This window comes from Mycobacterium sp. URHB0021, assembly GCF_054057895.1.
The window spans coordinates 6970407-6989973 of the sequence record NZ_JBSRZT010000002.1; the positions used below are offsets into that span (position 1 = coordinate 6970407).

18 protein-coding genes are annotated in these 19567 nt (G+C 65.4%); 4 read left to right on the top strand and 14 right to left on the bottom strand.

Translation table 11 applies throughout. The annotated features are described in order from the left end of the window. Nucleotides 1–32: 32 nt before the first annotated feature. Entirely contained in the window at nt 33–1103 is a 1071-nt protein-coding gene (locus ACVWWN_RS36335) for a PE-PPE domain-containing protein (RefSeq protein WP_457148170.1), read from the bottom strand. A 142-nt stretch (nt 1104–1245) separates the two neighbouring features. Next, complete coding sequence (locus ACVWWN_RS36340; RefSeq protein ID WP_457148171.1) at nt 1246–2091, bottom strand: PHP domain-containing protein; 846 nt, start codon at nt 2089–2091, stop codon at nt 1246–1248. 610 nt (nt 2092–2701) lie between these two features. Between ACVWWN_RS36340 and ACVWWN_RS36345 the strand changes: the two genes are divergently transcribed. Next, entirely contained in the window at nt 2702–4546 is a 1845-nt protein-coding gene (locus ACVWWN_RS36345) for a glycoside hydrolase family 2 protein (protein ID WP_457148172.1), read from the top strand. 466 nt (nt 4547–5012) lie between these two features. Here ACVWWN_RS36345 and ACVWWN_RS36350 read toward each other — a convergent pair whose 3' ends face one another. The 3 genes from ACVWWN_RS36350 to ACVWWN_RS36360 form a co-directional block, all read right to left on the bottom strand. Then, nucleotides 5013–5852, bottom strand: coding sequence for an EamA family transporter (locus ACVWWN_RS36350; protein ID WP_457148173.1), 840 nt, complete (start codon nt 5850–5852; stop codon nt 5013–5015). A gap of 114 nt (nt 5853–5966) precedes the next feature. Then, on the bottom strand, nt 5967–6431 hold the full coding sequence (locus ACVWWN_RS36355) for a DUF1942 domain-containing protein (RefSeq protein WP_457148174.1): 465 nt from the start codon (nt 6429–6431) through the stop codon (nt 5967–5969). 120 nt (nt 6432–6551) lie between these two features. Next, nucleotides 6552–6860: a hypothetical protein gene (locus ACVWWN_RS36360; protein ID WP_457148175.1), complete on the bottom strand. Its 309-nt coding sequence runs from the start codon at nt 6858–6860 to the stop codon at nt 6552–6554. Between the two features lie 179 nt (nt 6861–7039). On the opposite strand from ACVWWN_RS36360, the gene ACVWWN_RS36365 reads away from it, so the two are divergent. The 3 genes from ACVWWN_RS36365 (at nt 7040) to ACVWWN_RS36375 (ending at nt 10800) form a co-directional block, all read left to right on the top strand. Then, nucleotides 7040–8059 (top strand): TIGR03617 family F420-dependent LLM class oxidoreductase, encoded by a 1020-nt coding sequence (locus ACVWWN_RS36365; RefSeq protein ID WP_457148176.1) that lies wholly within the window; start codon nt 7040–7042, stop codon nt 8057–8059. A gap of 499 nt (nt 8060–8558) precedes the next feature. Continuing rightward, nucleotides 8559–10472 (top strand): cellulase family glycosylhydrolase, encoded by a 1914-nt coding sequence (locus ACVWWN_RS36370; protein WP_457148177.1) that lies wholly within the window; start codon nt 8559–8561, stop codon nt 10470–10472. A gap of 148 nt (nt 10473–10620) precedes the next feature. Next, the gene (locus ACVWWN_RS36375; RefSeq protein ID WP_457148178.1) at nt 10621–10800 is read left to right on the top strand and encodes a hypothetical protein; all 180 of its coding nucleotides are present in this window, start codon (nt 10621–10623) and stop codon (nt 10798–10800) included. A gap of 38 nt (nt 10801–10838) precedes the next feature. Here ACVWWN_RS36375 and ACVWWN_RS36380 read toward each other — a convergent pair whose 3' ends face one another. The 9 genes from ACVWWN_RS36380 to ACVWWN_RS36420 all read right to left on the bottom strand — a co-directional run bounded on the left by ACVWWN_RS36380 (nt 10839) and on the right by ACVWWN_RS36420 (nt 19525). After that, nucleotides 10839–12161 carry an aspartate aminotransferase family protein gene (locus ACVWWN_RS36380; RefSeq protein ID WP_457149418.1) on the bottom strand — a complete coding sequence of 441 codons (1323 nt, stop codon included), beginning with the start codon at nt 12159–12161 and terminating at the stop codon, nt 10839–10841. A gap of 65 nt (nt 12162–12226) precedes the next feature. Then, on the bottom strand, nt 12227–13201 hold the full coding sequence (locus ACVWWN_RS36385) for a 5-oxoprolinase subunit C family protein (RefSeq protein ID WP_457148179.1): 975 nt from the start codon (nt 13199–13201) through the stop codon (nt 12227–12229). Next, nucleotides 13194–14087 carry a 5-oxoprolinase subunit B family protein gene (locus ACVWWN_RS36390; RefSeq protein WP_457148180.1) on the bottom strand — a complete coding sequence of 298 codons (894 nt, stop codon included), beginning with the start codon at nt 14085–14087 and terminating at the stop codon, nt 13194–13196. The genes ACVWWN_RS36385 and ACVWWN_RS36390 overlap by 8 nt, the downstream gene beginning before the upstream one ends. Then, on the bottom strand, nt 14084–14881 hold the full coding sequence (locus ACVWWN_RS36395; protein ID WP_457148181.1) for a LamB/YcsF family protein: 798 nt from the start codon (nt 14879–14881) through the stop codon (nt 14084–14086). Before ACVWWN_RS36395 ends, ACVWWN_RS36390 begins: the two co-directional genes overlap by 4 nt. Next, complete coding sequence (locus tag ACVWWN_RS36400; protein WP_457148182.1) at nt 14878–16110, bottom strand: sugar ABC transporter substrate-binding protein; 1233 nt, start codon at nt 16108–16110, stop codon at nt 14878–14880. Before ACVWWN_RS36400 ends, ACVWWN_RS36395 begins: the two co-directional genes overlap by 4 nt. A gap of 1 nt (nt 16111) precedes the next feature. Beyond that, on the bottom strand, nt 16112–17125 hold the full coding sequence (locus ACVWWN_RS36405; protein ID WP_457148183.1) for an ABC transporter permease: 1014 nt from the start codon (nt 17123–17125) through the stop codon (nt 16112–16114). Beyond that, nucleotides 17122–18123, bottom strand: coding sequence for an ABC transporter permease (locus ACVWWN_RS36410; protein WP_457148184.1), 1002 nt, complete (start codon nt 18121–18123; stop codon nt 17122–17124). The genes ACVWWN_RS36405 and ACVWWN_RS36410 overlap by 4 nt, the downstream gene beginning before the upstream one ends. Beyond that, nucleotides 18120–19244 carry an ATP-binding cassette domain-containing protein gene (locus ACVWWN_RS36415; RefSeq protein ID WP_457148185.1) on the bottom strand — a complete coding sequence of 375 codons (1125 nt, stop codon included), beginning with the start codon at nt 19242–19244 and terminating at the stop codon, nt 18120–18122. The genes ACVWWN_RS36410 and ACVWWN_RS36415 overlap by 4 nt, the downstream gene beginning before the upstream one ends. Continuing rightward, complete coding sequence (locus ACVWWN_RS36420; RefSeq protein WP_457148186.1) at nt 19244–19525, bottom strand: ATP-binding cassette domain-containing protein; 282 nt, start codon at nt 19523–19525, stop codon at nt 19244–19246. Before ACVWWN_RS36420 ends, ACVWWN_RS36415 begins: the two co-directional genes overlap by 1 nt. Nucleotides 19526–19567 lie beyond the last annotated feature (42 nt).

Genomic DNA, 19567 nt, shown 5'->3' on the forward strand with positions numbered 1-19567 from the left:
ACCTTACGCCGCCACCGACCGTGGTGCGAGCCTCAGCCGATCGACGGAATCATGCCGCGAATCGTCCCGAAGGTCTTGTTGATGCTGTCGCGGCTGGCCGGGTCCAGCAGGGCGATCGGATCCATGCCGTGAACAGGATCGACAGATACCGGTTTGGTGGCCGGGTTGTCGTTGCGCGCGTATCCGGCGTCGGCCATCGGTTGCAGGACACTGTCGATTTGGTCGACGAATCCCGGGGGCACGCCGAGATACCGCAGGGGAAGCGTCAGAGGGAGATGGTCGACGGGGATGAGATATGTCGTCGTGGTCCCGCCCTTGGCGTTGCCGGTGGCCCGGATGTTCGTCGACGGGACGTCACCGGGGCTCGTGAACGCGGTCGGGGTGTGCACGAGGGCAGCGCCCGCGGCGGCGTTGGCGAGTGACACCAGGTTGTCGGGGCGGTCCGGGAAGTCGGAGAGCCCGTCGTATGCGGTGACGACCTTGTTGTTGTCGTATTGGCTGTCCACGGCTTTGGGCATGGTGTAGTCGATCACCGGAATGTAGGAACCGGGTCCGAAGATGTGTGCCAGCATGCTGGCGCCGAACGCGTTGCGGCCGGTGGGGTCGCCGAATTCGGTGAACGACACCTTGTCGGGCGGCGGGGCGCTCGGGTCGCCGGCCAGCCGCATCTGTTCCAGGTCGAGTCCCAGCGCGCCTTCGGACAAGCCGACGGCGCCCGCCGGGCCGGCGCCGCCGCGGATGTCTGCGTCCAGGTGCTTCGCCGCGACATCGACCGCCTGGCCGATGCTCCCGCTCTCCCGGCCACCCGCGGGCAGGTACATATCGGGCAGCCAGTTGAACGCCGCCGCGGCCGGGTAGTCGACGATCGTCCGTTTGGCGCCGGGATAGTACGCGGTGCCGGCCCGTTCGGTGTAGTCGTACCACGGGATGTCCGGCGCCCGCGCCCCTCCCACCGCGTAGACGACTCGGGCGGTCGATGATCTGCCTACCGACGACCTGGCGGCGGCACCGTAGGCGTCGTCGGCTGCCGAGACACCTTCTCCCAGCCCGGCGGCGCAACCGACCGCTCCCACCGCCAGGACACCCGCGAACATTCGTTTCATACCATTTCGCTTCCCGCCGAGAGGCTGCTCGTTCAACCCGGATCACGAGTGACAACGCGCTCGGTGATGAAACGGTCCAGCAGCGGCGAAACGCACAACGAACTTCAAGGTCCTCCAAAGAGAATCAGCATGTCCGCATCTGTCAGCGCCGCCAGAAGTCGTAGCGGTCCCGCCCGGGCCGGAACCCGGCCGCCTCGACGACGTCCACAGCGCGGTCGAAGTGCTCGCCGACCCGGAACGGTTGATGAGCGTCGCTGCCGAACGACACCGCGTCGCCACCTTCCTGCCACCACCAGCGCATCAGGTCCGCCGACGCCAGCGGGCTACGCGTGTTGATCTCCAACGCGCGCCCCGACGACGCCAGGGCGCGAAATACCGTCCGGTACTCCTCCTCGAAGTCGGCTTCGGCGTAGGCGCCCGCCCGCGCGGTCGGCCAGTACCGGCGTGCATAATCGCAGTGCGCCAGCACATTGAACACTGACGAACTGTCCACCAGAGCAACGAGATCGGTGAAGTAGCGTCGCATCAGCTGGTGTGCGCCGAGGCGGTCGAACAGCGCGTGACTGATCCCGGTGAGCGTGCCGTGGTCCACGATTCCGTGCAGGCTGCCGAGCACGCGCTCGAAGTTCCCCGCCGCCAGTACGGCGGCCACGCTGGCAGGGAACAGGTGGGGTTCGCCGGCTTCGATGCCAGAAAGGATACGCAGCTCGGGAAACTGCTCGCGGCACCGCGCCAGGTCGGCGGAGTAGCCCTCGACGTCGAACGGCTTCACGCGTGGCCGCGGACTGATGCGTGCCGGTGGTGCGATCGCCGTCCCGGCGAGTTCGTCCGAGTCGTGGACGCTCCAGTCGGTGAAGTCGACGTGCTCGGTGAACGCCAGCCCGGGAATGCCGACCTGGACGGCGCGGGCGCAGGCAAGCTGCATCGACGACGAGGTAGCGGTGTCCCAGGACCACCGCGTGTGCACATGGTTATCGGTCGGCATCATCTCCGTTGATGCTGGCACACCGTGACAACGTCTCGAGTATCGCGCCCGCGTGATGATCCACGAAGTCTGAGTCCGCTCGGGCAGCGGTCGTTTGCTCGCCGGGAAAGCAGGTCACGGCTGCGGCCGCATCATCGGGGTTGCGATACGCCGTGCTGAGGGCGTGATGCAGTCCCTGTCGGCCGAATGACCGACGAACAAGATCGATCATGAAAAGTCTCATTCCGTACTTGAGAGTGCCTTGCAGTACGTCACTTAACGAGTTCACCGCGGTCTTCTTGGACACAGTGCCCTGCTCAGGGTGATGAGATACACAGCGTCTCGGTGCGGCGCGCCGCGACGCGCCGCTCGACATGTGCTTTCTTTTTCAACGGCTTGCCGGTAGGTTTGCTGCTGCGATGCTGGCCGTTCACGGGGGTCCTTCGGGATAGCGCCGCCGCATCGACCCGATCGAATCTTCAATGTGGGGGATATCCATGCCTGCTGGCCCCGTACCGTCCGATCACCAGCGACCGGAGCGGGACGACACCGTCACCGGTGTTGCGTCTTGTTGAAAACCGTGTGGCCCCGCCGGTTCGCCGCGGCGGCGTTGGGTGTCCTGATTAGCATCGCAATGGTGAACGCGCCGGCCAACGCGCTCGTGGAATGGCACCGGCAGAATCCGCCCCTGTCGACACCGTGGACTCAGCTGGTGGGACCGAACAACGCGCTGCCCGAGTACCCACGCCCGCAGATGGCCCGGGCACCGTGGATGAACCTCAACGGTGTGTGGGATTACGCCGGCCGACCGCAGGCGGCCGCCCTGCCGGCACCTCCCCCGGCGAAGGAGTACCACGAGCGGATTCTGGTCCCCTACCCGACGGAGGCGGCGCTGTCCGGGATACAGCGCCACGACGATCAGATGTGGTACCACAAGGTTTTCGAGCTGCCGACGAGCTGGCGTGGTCGGCACGTCCTGCTGCACTTCGGCGCGGTCGACCAGATCGCCACCGTGTGGGTGAACGGCAAACAGGTGGCCCATCACGAAGGCGGATATACCGAATTCAGCGCGGACATCACCGATGCGCTGCGGTCCGAATCGCAGCAGCAGATCACGGTCGGGGTCGAAGACCGCAACGAGGCCAACCCGTTCCCGGTCGGCAAGCAGCGTAACGGGCCGGAGGGCCTGTTCTACACGGGAGCGTCGGGCATCTGGCAGACGGTGTGGATCGAGCCGGTGCGCGCTGCGCACATCGACAAGCTCGACATCGCCTCGAACCTGACCGGGTTCACCATCACGTCAAGGGTCTCCGGGGCGCGCAAGCAGCGCGCCGAGGTGGTCGTCTCGACACCGGACGGCGAGGAGGTGGCGCACTCGGTCGGCATCGCGGGTACGCCGCTGCGTGTCCCGGTGTCGAACCCGCACCTGTGGAGCCCGGACGACCCGTACCTCTACGACCTCAAGGTGCGATTGCTGAGCCCCGTCGGCAAGGTGGTCGACGAGGTTTCCAGTTATGCCGGGTTGCGCACGATCGGCGTCGTCAACGACGGCAAGGGCAGACCGCGGATCGCGCTGAACGGCAAGATCACCTTCCTGCACGGCCCGCTGGACCAAGGCTTCTGGCCGGACGGGATCTACACCGCGCCCACCGACGATGCGCTGAAGTTCGACCTCGAGCGAACCAAGGCGATGGGAATGAACTTCGTCCGCAAGCATGCCAAGGTGGAGCCGGCGCGCTGGTATTACTGGGCGGACAAGATCGGGCTGATGGTGTGGCAGGACATGCCGTCGCTGGATGTGTCGCTGAAGGTTCCGGTCGGCCCCGCCCCCGATCCGCCGCCTGCGGCCAAGGCGAACTTCGAGCACGAGCTGGCGGCGATGGTGGACCAGTTGCGCAGCGTCACCTCGATCATCGGGTGGGTGGTGTTCAACGAGGGCTGGGGCGAGTTCGACACCGCCCGGGTCGCAAACGCTGTGAAGGCCGAGGATCCGACGCGGATGGTGGACGCCAACAGCGGGGTGAACTGCTGCAAGTCCCGGCCCGACAGCATGGCCGGCGACATCTTCGACGACCACACCTATGTCGGTCCCGGCCGGCCGGTGGTGCCCGATGACCGCGACGACCGGTCCAAGGCTGCCGACCCGCGTCCGGTCGACCGACGGGTCCGGGTGGACGGTGAGTACGGCGGTCTCGGGCTGGTGCTCGATCAGAATCGGTGGCCGGGAAAGCCGCAGGCCTACGAGATGACCGACAGCCAGGCGCGGCTGACCCAGCGCTACGTCGAGGTCAGCCGGGATCTGGAGAAGGCGGTGCGGGACGGCGGGCTGTCGGGCGCCATCTACACCCAGACCACCGACGTCGAGGACGAGGTCAACGGGTTCATGAGCTACGACCGGCGGTTGGAGAAGATGAACTTCGGGATCATCGCGGACCGCAATCGCGCGGTGATCGCCACCGGATCGCAAGCCACCGATTAGCGCCTGCGCCGAAACAGACTCAGGACCGTCGCAGCCGCAGGTCAAGAGCCCGGGGCATAGCCGCCACTTCCGCCACGTTTGTCTCACCCGTCGAAGTGGTATGCGTTAGGTGTGACTGATACCCCCACCGCGACCGGTGTGGTCCTCAGCTCTTTGACCGCCGCCTTCGCCGCCGTCTGTGTCGTGGCGTTCATGTTCAGCCACGCGACATTCGGCCTCGTGGCCGCGATCGCGGCGTTGTTCTCGTTGTCTTTGAGCTTGTCCTGTTCGACCTCGCGGAGTCGTCACCACTCTCGGGACCGTGGTGGCCTCGCTGAGCGGCAAGAGCGATGTATCTGATTGAAGTTTGTCGACCATGAAGATCACTGCGATCCTCGCAAGTGCTGCCGTCGCCGGCCGCAGGCGTCCCGACGTACTGATCTGCGCCCATAGCACCGGAAGCCGGTGTCCGACAGCATAATCGCGTTCACGCCAGGCTGATCAACAATACCCCGGCCAGCACCACACCCGCGGCGATCGCGCGGCGAGCACCGAGCCGCTCACCGAGGAACAGCGCGCCGATCAACGCCCCGAACACGATGCTGGTTTCGCGCAGCGCCGCGATGGGTGCAAGCGCGCCACTGGTCTGCGCCCACAGCACGATGGTGTACGCGGCCAGCGAGATGACGCCGCCGCTGAGTCCCGGTATGGCCGCTGCACGTACCGCACTCGGCAGCCGGCGTCCGCGCCGGGCCATCGCGATGATCGCGATAGGCGGGCCCTGCAGCAGGAACATCCACCCGGTGTAGGCGAACAGCGGCGCGTGCATGACGCCGAGTCCGTCGGTCACCGTGTAGGCCGCGATCATCAAGCCGGTGAGCGTGGCCGCGGACAGTGCCGGCAGATCCTTACGGTGCGGACGGCCGCCGATGAGGACCAGGGCGATGAGACCTCCGGACACCGCCAGCACACCGGCCAGTTCGACGATCGGCAGGTGGCGGCCGAGCACGGTCACCGAGACCAACGCGACCACCCACGGCGAGGTGCCTCGGGCCAGCGGATACATCTGGCTGAACTCGCCGAGCTGATAGCTGGCCAACAGCAGCAGGTTGTAGGCCACGTGCAGCGCCGCGGAAGTGACGATGAAGGGCCAGGCGCCGGCGGGTGGCAGACAAGCGAACGCCACCATCACCGCCCCGCCCGCGGCGTCGGCGACGCCGATGAGCGCAAAGCCCACCAGGCGGTCGCCGACGGCGTGCGCCAACGAATTCCAGATCGCATGCAGCAACGCCGAGAAGAGCACGGCAGACACGATCGGCAAAGTCATCCAGCAGGCTCCTCGGGTCCAGCCTCGCAAACGGCGTAGCCGAACGAGCCATCAGGGCCTTCTCGTCGTTCGAGGTCGGCGTGCTTGACGGCTGAGTCCGAAAGGGCGGCCGGTCTATGGAACCCAGGCGAGGAGGTCGTGGACGCCGTCGTTGTAGACGACGCTGTTCGGATCGTCGCCGACGACGTCGAAATAAAGCTTGCCGGTCGTCGAGACCCCCGGCGGAACCGCGGCGCCGCTGAGCCCTCCGGGAGCATCCGCGATGACGCGGTAGGTCTGCCCGTTCTCGGCGCGGGCGTTGAACAGGGGGACCAACGGAGCGGCCCAACCTCCCAGCGCATCGACGGTCACGGTCGCTTCGTACAACCTGCCGTTATGGGGCACGGCGTCGGAGCTCGGCATGAGGCCGTCCACCGTGTACCCGATCATCGGGGCGCCGGTGACGTAGTCGTTCAGTGTGTCCTGCTGACCGAACGCCCGGATGTTGTTGGCCGCCGACGCCGTGAACACCGAACTGGCAGCAAGGGCGATCATCACCGCGGCGGCAAGGATGACTGCCGCTAATTTCCTGACCTTCATCGTTATTCCCTTCGACTCCGATGTCGAGGCCGTGTGCCGGGCAAACGTTACGCCGCGAGGCCGATGCCGAGGAGCAAAATCGTCGCTCCCGTGCTGCGATCGGCCTCCCGACGGGACGCACTAGCCTCCCCTGCACGAGACGTCGACGCTCACCGTGTCGAACTTGGTCGGGTCGATCCGCTTTCCGTTGGAGTCGATGTTCGAGTTGTTCAGCCCCTTGACTTGAATGACCTTGCAACTCGACAACGGAAATGCGGTGCCCCCGTTGATTTGCACGTTGTAACCCGCCGCCGTCAACGTGTTGACGGTGTCCTGGGCGTTGCCGAAGTTGGCGAACCCCGAAGGAGCCGCCGCAGCTGTACCCGAGGAGCCCAGCACCGTCGCCGCCAGCGCGCCGACGGCACCCGCCGCCAGAGTGAGTCTCTTCATCACCAAGCCCTTCGTCTCGCGGACGCCGTACTGCCCGCACTCCTGGCCATTTCTTGGCCTGACGGGTTTAGTCTCGTCATCGCTTTTGAATGTTCTTCGGTGACGACCTGAAGGTTCGATAATGTTGTCCGCCGCGAATGATCGGCCGCCACAACCGGACTCAGGAGTACCGTTCTCCCGTGTATGTCGACGCGATGACGGTTCCCCGGCAGCTGAACAAGATCGGCGATCTGGCCCGGCGAGTGGAAGACTCGGGGTTCTCGGGTCTGCTCTTCACCGAAACCGGGCGCACCGCGTATCTCAACGTCGCGGTCGCATCGCAGGCCGCGCCGGGCCTTGACCTGTCGACCGGCGTGGCGGTGGCCTTTCCGCGCAGCCCCTTCGTCACCGCGGCGACGGCATGGGAACTCCAGGAGGCCAGTGGCGGGAAGTTCCGGCTCGGTCTCGGCACGCAGGTGCGCACCCATGTCGTGCGGCGCTACGGTATGCCGTTCGAGCATCCGGGCCCGCGGTTGCGCGACTACGTGCGCGCGGTGAAAGCGTGTTTCGCCGCGTTCCGCACCGGGACGCTGAACCATCACGGCGAGTTCTACGACCTCGACTTCATCACCCCGCAGTGGAGCGCGGGACCGATCGACGCGCCCGATCCCAAAGTGGACGTGGCGGCGGTGAATCCGTGGATGCTGCGGATGGCGGGCGAGGTCGCCGACGGCGTACACGTGCATCCGCTCGGTGAACCCGGCTACATCGCGCGTCATGTGGTACCGAATCTAGCTGTGGGAGTGCGGAAGTCGGGACGGTCGCCCGATGAGATCGCCGTGGTCGTTCCGGTCATGACGATCGTCGGCGACAGCGACGAGGAACGCGAGCACGAGCGCGAGCTAGCGCGGGCCAGCATGAGTTTCTACGGAAGCACGCCGAACTACGCGTTCATCTGGGACGAGGCCGGCTTCGAGGGGACGACCGCCCGGATCCGGGAAAAGCAGAAAGCCGGTGACTTCACCGGAATGGCGGCCCAGATCACCGACGACCACATCGCGGCCTTCGCCACCGAGTCCACGTGGGACGGCCTGGCCGACGCGCTGATCGAGAGATACCAGGGAGTCGCGACGCGGATCGTGCTGTACAACGCCCTGTCGGCCCCCGACCGCGTCGAACGATATGGGCACGTCGCGCGGCGCATAGCTGGAGTGATTTGAATCACCCGAGGACGGTTCGTGACCACATTTTGCCGGAGCACGTCGGGTGCGCAAAGGGCTACTCCACCAGGAAACTCGGTGCGCAGAAATCGGCCGCCAGGTAGCCCGCAGTGGTGGTGGCGCACAGTGTGGGGATCGGCCCGTTGGCCAAATTCAGTGCAATTTCAATTCGAAACAGCGGATGCCGGACGGAATCAGAGACAATCCGTGCGCTTTTGCTGACATTGTCTGGCTGGGCATCAGCTGGGAGGGTGCTGAGAACACCACGCACACAGTGTGATCCAGCGCTGCACTCAGTCGTCACCAATCAGAGCGTTTTCGAATTAACTACGCTCCGTTAACTGCCGTGGGATAACTTTTGTCGACGCAAATCCTCGATGCCTTTGGCATCGTTTCTCAATCAGGAGTGGCTATGAGGCGCTCAGTGTGCCGTCGTTGGCGACGCTATGCGATCACAACGATGATTGTTGTCGCGCCGATCGCCATAGTGTGCGCCTACGTGTCGAATTTGCTTGTGCCGACTTCGCCGTTGCCGCGGACGGTGAACGCAGCAAGCGTGGGGATCGTCAACACCGCAGCGATCAACGACTCCGATCAGACCATCGGCATCTCCGACTCGGATCTGTACGACCCGAACTTGACCGACGAGCAGGTCATCGAGCGCCTCCAGCAGATGCAGGATTTGGGGGTCAACACCGTGAGGGTGCTGGTTCCGTGGGGCGCGATCGAGCCGGCGGCGCCCGGTAGCCCGGAGGAGGTCTTCTTCCCGCCGGACTGGAAACGCATCGATCTGATCGTCAGCCAGGCCCAGCAGCGCAACATGGCCGTGCTGGGGGTGCTGAACTCGACGCCGTACTGGGGCGGCCAGGACGGCCAGGGCTGTATCGGCTGCTACGGCGTCGCGCCCGACCCGGACAAGTTCGCGGCGTTTGCATCCGAAGCCGTGACCCGGCTCAATACCCTTTTCCCTGGTGCGATTTCGGCCTATGAGGTCTGGAACGAACCGAACCTGTATCAATCATGGCTGCCGGCTCCGGACCCGGTGGCCTACACCGAACTGTTGAAGAAGGCCTACACCGCGATCAAGGCGGCCGACCCCGCCGCGCTGGTGGTCGCCGGCGTTTTCACGTCGGTGATCAACTTCGGCAACGTGACGGTGGATCCCCGGGATTTTCTCGCGACCATGTACGCCAACGGCGCCAAGGGCTTCTTCGACGCGCTGTCCTTCCATCCGTACAGCTATCAGCAGCAGTTCACCGACGGCAACTGCGCAAATTTCTGTCAGAACACGCCGCTGCAGCAGCTGATCGATCTGCGGCAGATGATGATCGCCAACGGAGACGCGCTGACCAAGATCTGGGCGACCGAATACGGCCTCGGCACCGCGCTGTTGAGCGGTACCGAGCAGATGCGGGAACAGATGCAGTCGGATTGGATCAAGAACTTCCTCGACGGCTGGGCCACACTCGACCAGAATCCGGCGTACGCGTACCTGGGGACGGACTGGCTGGGGCCGGCGTTCATCTACACCCTTCAGGATCGGTTGGACAACTCCGACGAGAACGGTTCGCTCGGCATCTTCAAGTACGGCGCGGACTGGGTTCCCAAGCTGGCCGCGATCATGCTCAAGCAGCTCATCGACGCGCGCAACGCTGGCATAGCACCCCCCTCGCCCTGGGGTAATCCGGCCAACGCCGGTGCCATCCTCGACCCCGTTCAGGCTCTCGCCCAAGCGATTACCGAGGCGGTCACCCAGTTCGTCAACCAGATCGCCAAGACTGTCCAGGGCGTCGAGGAGGCGGTCGTCAAGGCGGTCACCGCGTTCTTCAACGGCCTGGCCAACCCCGGCAGTACCACGCTCGCGGCGCTTGCGCTTCCCGTCGAAAGGCAGCAGGAAGTGGCCGAGGCGAGCGGGCTGGCTGCGCAGTCGATACAGGACGAGACGACGGCGAAAGAGAATCCGGAAGCCGAGAAGTCCAGTGCTGAGGAACCGGCTGCCGATCAAGGGGTGGGCGCCGACGAGGCGACCAAGGCGACCGAAGACGGGCAGCCGAACAACCCGGACGAGCACCCGGCGGCGGACAAGCCGGGGTCGTCGGATCAGTCCGCGACATCCGACGATTCGAAGAACACCGACGGACCCGGCGCCACCGCGCCGGGCCGTAAGGACGACGAGTCCGGCGACGTCCCCAAGCACGGACGCGGCGGAACGAAGAAGGGCGACCACCAACACGACGATCCGACGAGCGACGCGACAAGTGTTGGCGGCGGCCATCATCCGCGCAACGGGGATTCACCGCGCGCCACCCATCACCGCGATCCGGCCGACGGGGTCACACCGAAGCCTCGTGGTGGCCACGCTGGCGGAGCTGAGGGGTCTGCCGCCGGCACCGGGGCCAGAAACGCAACCTGACTGCTGCTCATTGGGGCGCGGGCCGGCTCACGAGGTAGGCGTTGGCGGCAGCGATGCTGCTGCCGGGGTAGGTGCTGAGTACGTCATGGGCACTCGACCGGGGTAACTACGACGTGCTGTGGCCGACTCGGCGCGCGGAGGCGGCCGAATGGGCCTGCGGCAGGGATTCGCGGTATTTCCGTTCCTCTGGGCGGAAGAGGCACAGCGGGCCATGGCCGCCACCACCCGGAGCCCGGTGCCGATCGATCAGATCCTGGAAATGCACGTGCAGTCCTGCACCCAGCGCGGTCTTCCAGACCCCGGCGAGCTGGGTTTCGCCAAGGCGTGAGCACAGGACCGGACGGGTTCGCGCCTCCCGATTGCGAATCACCGAGCTGGGCCTGCGAGCACATCGTCGAGCTCACCGAGCAGCTGTGTCGCATGGTCGGTGGTGAACGGCAGCGGCGGACGGATCTTGAGCACGTTCTCATGCGGCCCGGAGGCACTGATCAGGATTCTGCGATCGCGTAGTTCATTGACGACCAATGATGCTCGTGCAGCGTCGGGTGTTTTCCGGTCCTCCTCATTGACGAACTCGACCGCGGTGAAGAGCCCGGATCCGCGGACGCCGCCTATGCAGCCATGCCGGGTTGCCAGCTCGTTGAAACCCTCGATCAGAGTCTGCCCGGTCCTGCTCACACTCTCGAGCAGCCGCTCGGATTCGATGACGTCGAGGACCGCGGTGGCTGCGGCGATGCTGACCGGATTGCCACCGAAGGTGTTGAAGTAGCGAATATCTCGACCGAAAGCTGCCATCACCTCCTCGCGACCGGCCACGGCGCCGATCGGCACCCCGTTGCCCATTGGTTTTCCCATGACGGCCAGGTCCGGCACGAACTCGTGTCGCTGGAACCCCCACCACGTGGATCCGAGCCGGCCGAACCCCGGCTGGACTTCGTCGGCGATCCACAGCCCGCCGGCTTCGCGGACCGCGCGTGCGGCCGGCGCGAGAAATCCCGCCGGATCAGAATGCACTCCGTCACTGGACAGGATGGAGTCCACGATCATTCCGGCGAATCCGACACCGCGGTCGCGCAGGTCGGAGATCGCCCGGCGGACTCGGTCTGCGAAGTCCTCCGCCATGGTGGCCGAGTCGTCGCGCTGCGTATCGGGGGCAGCGACGAGTGCCACATCGGAACCGATCCGGTTGTTGGGTCCCAGGCTCGGCGAGATCGCCGCCGCGGCAGCCGTGGTGCCGTGGTATGCGTGGGATGTGCAGATGACCCCCTCAGCGCCGCTCTCGTACCGGGCGATCCGCAGGGCGAGGTCAACCGCCTCACTGCCCGTGCACGTGTAGACGACCTTCGTCAGCTCGGGCGGGAAGAGGTCGAGAAGACGTTCCGAGTACGTGATCACCGGCTCGGTGAGATACCGAGTGTGGGTGTTGAGGAGGCCGAGCTGATCATTGACCAGGCGCTGCACGTGGGGGTGGCTGTGGCCGACGGCCGGGACGTTGTTGTAGGCATCGAGGTACTGATTGCCGTCGGCGTCGTACAACCACACACCGGACCCACGCACCGCGACCACGGGGTGCCGGTAGAACAGCCGGTAGCTGGGCGCCAGGACGGCCTCGCGTCGGCGGATCAGCGCTTGCGCCTCAGGGTCGAGGCGATCGAACTCGGACCCGTCGAAGGCGTTGGCCATGTGCAGGGTCTTCGATACCACGATTACTCCTTGTTATTCCGGCGCACTGGCGCTCAATTGGGCGGGATCAGCTAAGACATCACCGATCGATAGATCTCGGACAACGTGGAGTCCCGCGCGCGCCGGGCACCGACGGCCTGGTCGATGTCGACATCGACCAGCCGAACGGTGTTGGGCGCCTGCATCTGTGCCAGAGCGTCGATGTCCACACCGATGATGGTTCCGATGGTCGCGTAGCCGCCGCCGGTCACACCGTCTCGGAGCAGGCAGATCAATTCCTGGCCACCCGGGACCTGGATGGACCCGACGGGATAGCCGAGGTCGACAACGTTGCTGGGATCGGCGCCGGCGCCAAAAGGTGCTTCCCGGTCGATGAACTCCAACGGTGGTCCGCTCAGCCGGTAGCCGACCCGGTTGGCTTCGACGCCGACGTTGAAGTCAGATGACAGCATCTTCTCGATACTGACGCCGGTGAACCGGTAGCTGCACAGTCCTAAGACGATGCGGATCTCTTGATGTGGGTTCAGTGACGGGCGCAGTGACTCATCGACCACATAGCCGAGGCGGGGGCAAGGCCCGAACTGGTTCGCACACGGCAGGACATCATTGACGCGGAGTTCGCGACCATCTACCCCCCCGATCGCCGAGGGGAGATACGTCGACCGGCTGCCCATGACCACCGGAGTTCCGATACCGCCGCGCACGGCCACATAGCTGCGCGCACCTTCCAGCGCGGGCCCGACGGTCAGTATCTGGCCGGCGCACACCGGCAGCGTGGTCCATGTTGGCATCGCCACCCCGTCGATCCGCAAGTCAACCTTGGCGCCGGTGACCGCGACGACGGTGTCGCGGCGGAAATGCAGTGTGGGACCGCTGAACACGGATTCCAGGGTCGCGGCCGCCGGGTCGTTCCCCACGAGCGCATTGGCGACGTGATGGGAGCGGTAGTCCATCGGGCCGGACGGCGGCAGTCCGATGGCGAAGTATCCGTTACGGCCCAGATCCTGCACCAGGGTCTGGACACCGGGTTCGACGACGTCAAGCACGGCTCAGCTCACCGAGGAGAGATTTGTTGTAGGTCAGCGGGTCATCGAAGAACGCCGCCAGGCCGAACTCGACCGGGACCCGCCGATATCGGTAAGTGGCGCTCTCCACGTCTTTGCGGATGGCGTCGTATTCGTCTCGGTCGATGGGTCGGTATTTGACGATCATGCCCGCCTTGGCCAACACCGGATCGGTGGAGAAGTCGGGGAGTTCCTGGGCGAGATCGAAGACCGGGGTGGCGGCCCGGCCGACGAGTTGATAGCCGCCAGCACCTCGAGCGGGATAGATCGTCGCGAAGGCGCCGCCGTGGCCGAGCGCCCGTGCGGGAGTGTCGGTGCGGGGCCGCACGTACTTCGGCGCCTCCAGCTGCATGTCCTCGGGCACCAGCTGCATGGACTCGGCATTGCCGGGCACGAAGCACATGAAGGTGACGATGAACGGATTGCCGGAGTGTGCGGAGATAAAGTCGCCGATCGAGTCGAAACCGTTGATCCTGCTGATGTATTCGAGATCGGTCTCGGTGCTGGACTGGTGCCGGTCCCGGAACCGCATCGCAGTTTCGGTGCTCCACGGGTCGTTGTAGAAGATGGGGACCTCGAGGATCTCGGTGTCCAGCACCACATCGGCGGTGTCGACGAAGCGGTGGTGCTGTTCGCAGATCGGTTCGTGCAGTGACCGCGGATCGCACCGGTCGGGGTCGACGCGCAGCATGTAGCTCGCGTTGGAGGGGCAGATGTCGATGACGCCGTCCAGGTTGAGTTCGGCCAGGGCGTCGGTGATCGCCTGGATTCTCAACGCTCCCGACAGCGACATGTACTCGGTCAGCTCGACGAAGACGAATTCCTCACCGCCGTAAGTCAACCGCGATCCGTCGGGCAGCTCGGTCACCGGTGGTCCTCGAAAGCCGACCGAACCGCGACGTCGTTGTCGGCGAGGACCCGCCGGATCTCGGTCGCCACCGCCACGGCGTTCGGCCGGTCGCCGTGGACGCAGACGGTCTGCACCGCCATCGGAATTTCGCGCCCGGATACCGTTAGCACAGTGCCGCGGGCCATCCGAAGTGCTTGTTGGGCCACGATTTCGGGGTCACGTGCCGCCGGTCGCGGCTCGATGATGTTTCTGCCGTCCTCGTCGAAGTCGAGATCTGCGGCGTTGTCGGCGATTACCGGCAGGCCGGCGGCACGCAGGGCATCGGTGCCGGGCCCCGGGGCCAGCAGCATCGGGATGCCCTTTTGCAGCCCTTGCAAGGCCTCCCCGATCGCCACGGCCCGCTCGGCGCTGGTGACGATCGAACCGTAGAACGAACCGTGCGGCTTGACGTGGCTGAGTTCGACGCCGAACCGGCTGGCGATCCCCATCAGGGCGCCGACCTGGTACAGCACGTAATCGACGGCGTCGGTGTCGTCGATGACGATCGGTCGCCGCCCGAAACCCAACAGGTCGGGGAATCCGGGATGGGCGCCGATGTTCACCCCCGCGGCGGCGGCCATCTCCACCGACCGATGCATGGTCGACGGATCCCCGGCATGCCAACCGCACGCGACGTTGACCGTCGTGACGAGCTTGACCAGCTCATGATCCTCGCCCAGGTTCCACCGGCCGAAGCTCTCGGCGATGTCGGCGTTGAGGTCGATTCGATTGATCACCTTCATGTCCTCTCCGATCCGTTCTGGCGCAGTCACTGCTGATCCTGGACGCACCCGGGTAGCCCGGACGGGTTCTGGACGTCCGCGACGTCACCCTCCCGCCAGCCGCTGTCACACTTCCCCCGTGTGTAGACCCGTCGCCATTCCGGTTGCGCGAAACCCGAGACGTCACCCAGGGGTTTCAGCCCTGCCATCGGCTGGCCGGTCTTTGCGGCGGCGAGCGAACTCTGCGGTAGCAGGTCCTTCTGGAAGATCTCGGTGACAAAGGTGTCGGACTCGTTCGGGAAGAAGTTGCATCCACCGACGAATTCATTGCCAGGACAAGGCTTTGCGCTCTGCGTGGTGACCCACGGTAGCGGCATCTCGATGTTGTGCGGCACCGAATCGGGCCCCTGCTCCAGGATGCGTAGGCCGATGCGCATCGCGACACCTGCTTGCGCCGGTGGCGAGCCCGAGGAGATGCCCGGCCATCCTTGACTCAGCATCTTGCGGAAGTAGTTGCCGTTCTCCCCCGTCACCGGAATCTTCTTGCCGGCCGCCTGCAGTGCCTTGACGACGCCGACTTCACCGTCCTGGGACCAGATTCCGTTGACATCGGGGTGTGCTGCCAGCGCCTTGGCCGTCTCCTGCTGGCTGACTGCCGAGTCCCACTTACCGTAATACTCGGCCACGACGGTGATCCCGGGATAGCGGTCGAATACGGCCTTGGCCGTGTCGTAGTGGACCTGGTCGGTCGCCGTTCCGGGAACGCCCCGATTCATGAAGATCTTGCCTTTACCGTTGAGCATCTGTGCCAGCGCTTCGGCCGTCTGCGCTCCGAAGAAGGCGTCGCGCGGATTGTCGACTCGTGCGCCGGTGATGAAAGCGACGTTGTAGGCGCATGGTTCGCGGACAGTGGAGTCATAGGCGATGAAGGTGACGCCACGTTCACAACCCTGCCGGATGGTCGGCGACAATGCGGTCGGTGACAGTGGGTAGAGCACCACCAGTTTGGCTTTGGCCGCAATCATCGATTGCAGATCGGAAATTTGTTTCTGAATGTCGGTACCCGAGATCTGTTTTCTGACAACGTATTTTCCAGCGTACTCCGGGGAGTTTGCGACGGCGAGGGCGAGATTGGCAGCTTCGTCCTGCCAGTTGTTGCCGCTGTAACTGAGATCGAGGAAGATCTTGTCCGTGCCCGCGTCGGGGTCCGCGCATGCGCTCAGAGCGGCTGCCGTAATCAGCGCTGCGGCCAGCGCGGCGACGGAACGTAACCTGGTCATGTCAGTTCCTCCTGCCCGCGAGGCGGGACCCTAGCAGCGCAATGAGGATGACGGCGCCGTAGACGATTTGTTTGTAACCCTCGGCCAGGCCGGTGGCGCTGATGTCGATGCCCAGGAGTGTCAGCAGCAGCGCGCCCGCAAGCGTGCCGCCGTAAGTGCCTGAGCCACCGCGGATCGCGGCACCTCCGACGACCACAGCGGCGATGCTGGGAAGCAGCCACGGCTCACCGACATTCAGGTCGGCGCCCGACGAGTATCCGAGAAGCATCACCCCCGCCAGCCCGTACGCGGCGCCGGCGATCCCGTACACCGAGACCGTCACCCGGCCGACGTCGACGCGTGCGTTCCTGGCCGCTGCAACGCTGTTGCCCAACGCATAGGCGCGCAGTCCCAGCGTCGTTTTGTGCTGGATGAACAGGCCGAGCGCCGCCACTACGAGGAACAGCCAGATCGCCACGGGAATCCCGATCACCGTGGTCTCTTGACGAAACAATGCGGCCAGCCCTTCGGGTGACCGCTGCGCCGGGGCGCCGCGGGCCACGCCCAGCAATACGGAGGCCAGTATCGTGCCGACCGCGAGGGTGACGATGAACGCCGGAAACCCCAGCCGGTTGATGATCAGGCCGTTGATGGCACCGACCGCGGCACAGGCCACCACGGCGATGATGGCGGCGAACACAGCGGGGATGCCGCCCGTCCACAGCGATCCGGTGAGGTAGGCACCGAGCGCGACCGAGGACGCCACGGACAGATCGATGCCGCCGGTCAGCACCACCAGGCCCTGCCCGAAGGCGATGACGGCGAGGAAGAGGCCGAGGATCATCACATTGACGACCAGGGATACCGACGGGAAGCTCTCGCTTGCCAAGCGGGACAGCGGAAAACACAGCATGAGCAGGACCCAGACGATGAGTGCCTGGTTTCGCATCCAGTCGCGGCGGGGGCCGGCGGGCGCGGACCGCGAGTCGGTGCCGGCGGGTGCGTCCACGGTCGGCTCGGTGATTCCGGAGGTCATCGTGCCAGCCCTTCCTCGACGTCGGCTCGTGGTCGTCTGGCGGCGGCCAGTCGCATGGTGACTACGGGTATCGCGAGTGCGATGAGAATGACGCTGCCCTGCAGTGCTCCTGACCAGAAGTCTTCGACCCCCGCCGCGAAGAGCAGCTTCGGCAGCGCGACAAGGCTGCCGGCACCCAACATGGCGGCCACCGCGCTGCCCGACCCGCCCCGGAAACCGACGAGGCCGAGGGCCATGGCCGCAAAGCACGTGAGCAGGAAGGGCCGTCCCGCATTCGGGTCTCCCGACGCGGTGATCGCGGTCAGGTACAGGGCCGCCGCCGCGTAGAGTCCGCCGGCGAGGGTGTAGCAGAGAATCTCCACCATGCCGACGCGGACGCCGGACATCAGCGAGGCCTGACGGTCGGCCCCCACGGCGTAGGCCGCCACCCCGATCGGCGACGTGCTGAACGCCCACCACAGCCCGGCCAGTACCAACAGCACGATCAATGCGACCGGCACGGGGCCGAGGGGATCGGTCAACGCCAACGCGAACGATTCGGGAACCTCGCCGCCCGGTGCGGGGAGAACGACCAGCGCGATGCCGGTCAGGATGATGAACGTGCCCAGGGTCACCGCCAGCGATTGCAGACCGGCACGGACGACGAGCAGTCCGTTGGTCAGGCCGACCAGCAGGCCGACGGCGATAACAGCAAGCACGATGAGCCAGGTTGCGCCCGGATACTTCGCCATGGTCGTCGCCGCGATGACGTTGGACAGACTGATCGTGCCGGCCACCGACAGGTCGAATCCACCCGTGATGAGGACCAGTGTGGTGCCGACCGCGGCGACCGCCAGCGGCGTCATCAGAACCACGAAGTTGTTGAACGCGTAGCCGTTCCGTTCGAACGGGGTGACGAACAGTACCGCCCCGTAGCAGACGATGAAGAAGATGAGGGCGATGCGGGTTTCACGGTTGGTGCCGATGCTGCGGCGCGTCAAAGCCTCGATGATGCTCACTGGACGGCCTCCGGGTTGCGGCCGAGCACACTGTGCATCACCGAGCTTTCGGTGAGACTGTCTGCGGTGTGCTCGTCGACGATCCGCCCGCCATAGAGCGAACAGACACGATCACACAAGCCGACGAGTTCGGGGATCTCGGTTGAGTACACGAGCACGGCGTGCCCGCTGGCCGCGAACTCCCTTGTCATCTTGTAGATTTCCAGCTTCGTCGCGGCGTCCACACCGCGGGTCGGGTCAAACAGCAGCAGGCAGCGGGGTGATTGCGCCAGGGACCGTCCGAAGACCACCTTCTGCTGGTTGCCCCCGGACAAGTCGGCGATGCGCTGCTTGAGCATGGTCGGCGCGAGGTTGACCTCGGCGGCGATTCCTTCGCTGAGCTCACGTTCTTGCCGTCGCGACACCACCGAGGCCCGCGAGAACCGCGATGTCAGCGGAAGTGTCAGGTTGAAGTCGGAACGCATCTGCAGGAACAACGCCTCGCTCTTGCGCTCTTCGGGGACGAGCGAGAAATCAACCGTGCCCGGCTTGGCCGCGACGGACACCGTGCCCCCGTGATGGCGCAGTTCCCCAGCCAGGGCGTAGAAGAGCTCGCATTGGCCTTGGCCTTCGAGACCGGCCACGCCGACGATCTCGCCGGCACGCACCTGGAGCGACACCCCTGCCAGTTTGACGCCTGCCTTGAGATCCCGGACGTCGAGAACCACATCGCCGACGCTGTCTTCGTCGGCTTTGGCGGGAAATGCATGGTTGAATGAGCGACCGATCATCAGCTCTACCAGTTCGTCCTCGGACAGTTCGCCGCGGGTGAAGCTCGCGACGGCCCGGCCGTTGCGCAGCACTGTGCCGGTGTCACAGATCGTGTTGATCTCGTTGAGCTTGTGGCTGATGTAGATGACGGAGGCGCCGGTAGCGGTGACTCGCGCCAGCTGCCGGAAGAGCCAGTTCGGGTCGGGAAGCGCCGCCGTCGGCTCGTCGAGCACCAGCAGCGAAGGCGAACTTGAGAGAGCTGCAACAATTTCCACCTCTTGGCGAGCCGCCAGGCTCAGTTCGCTGATCACCGCATGTGGGTCGAGATGTTCGGCCTCCCACTCGCGGAGTCTTGCCCGAGCCCTTTCCATCAGCTCCCGCTGGGACACCGCGAAGCCGAAGCGGGTCGGCAGTTTAGGGAGACACAGCTTGGTGGCACGGTGATGTTCGGCGGGGCGCTGAGCTCTTGGTAGGCCATCGCCAGGCCGATGTCGCGGGAGTCGCGCGGCGATCCCATCCGCAACCGCTGGCCGCCAATGGTCACCTCTCCGGCGTCGGGTCTTACCACGCCGGAGAGCACCTTCATCAGGGTCGATTTGCCTGCCCCATTCTCCCCGAGCAGTCCGTGAACGCGGCCGGCTTCGACCGACATCGAGACCTCCGATAGCGCAGCGGTCGCACCGAATCTCTTACT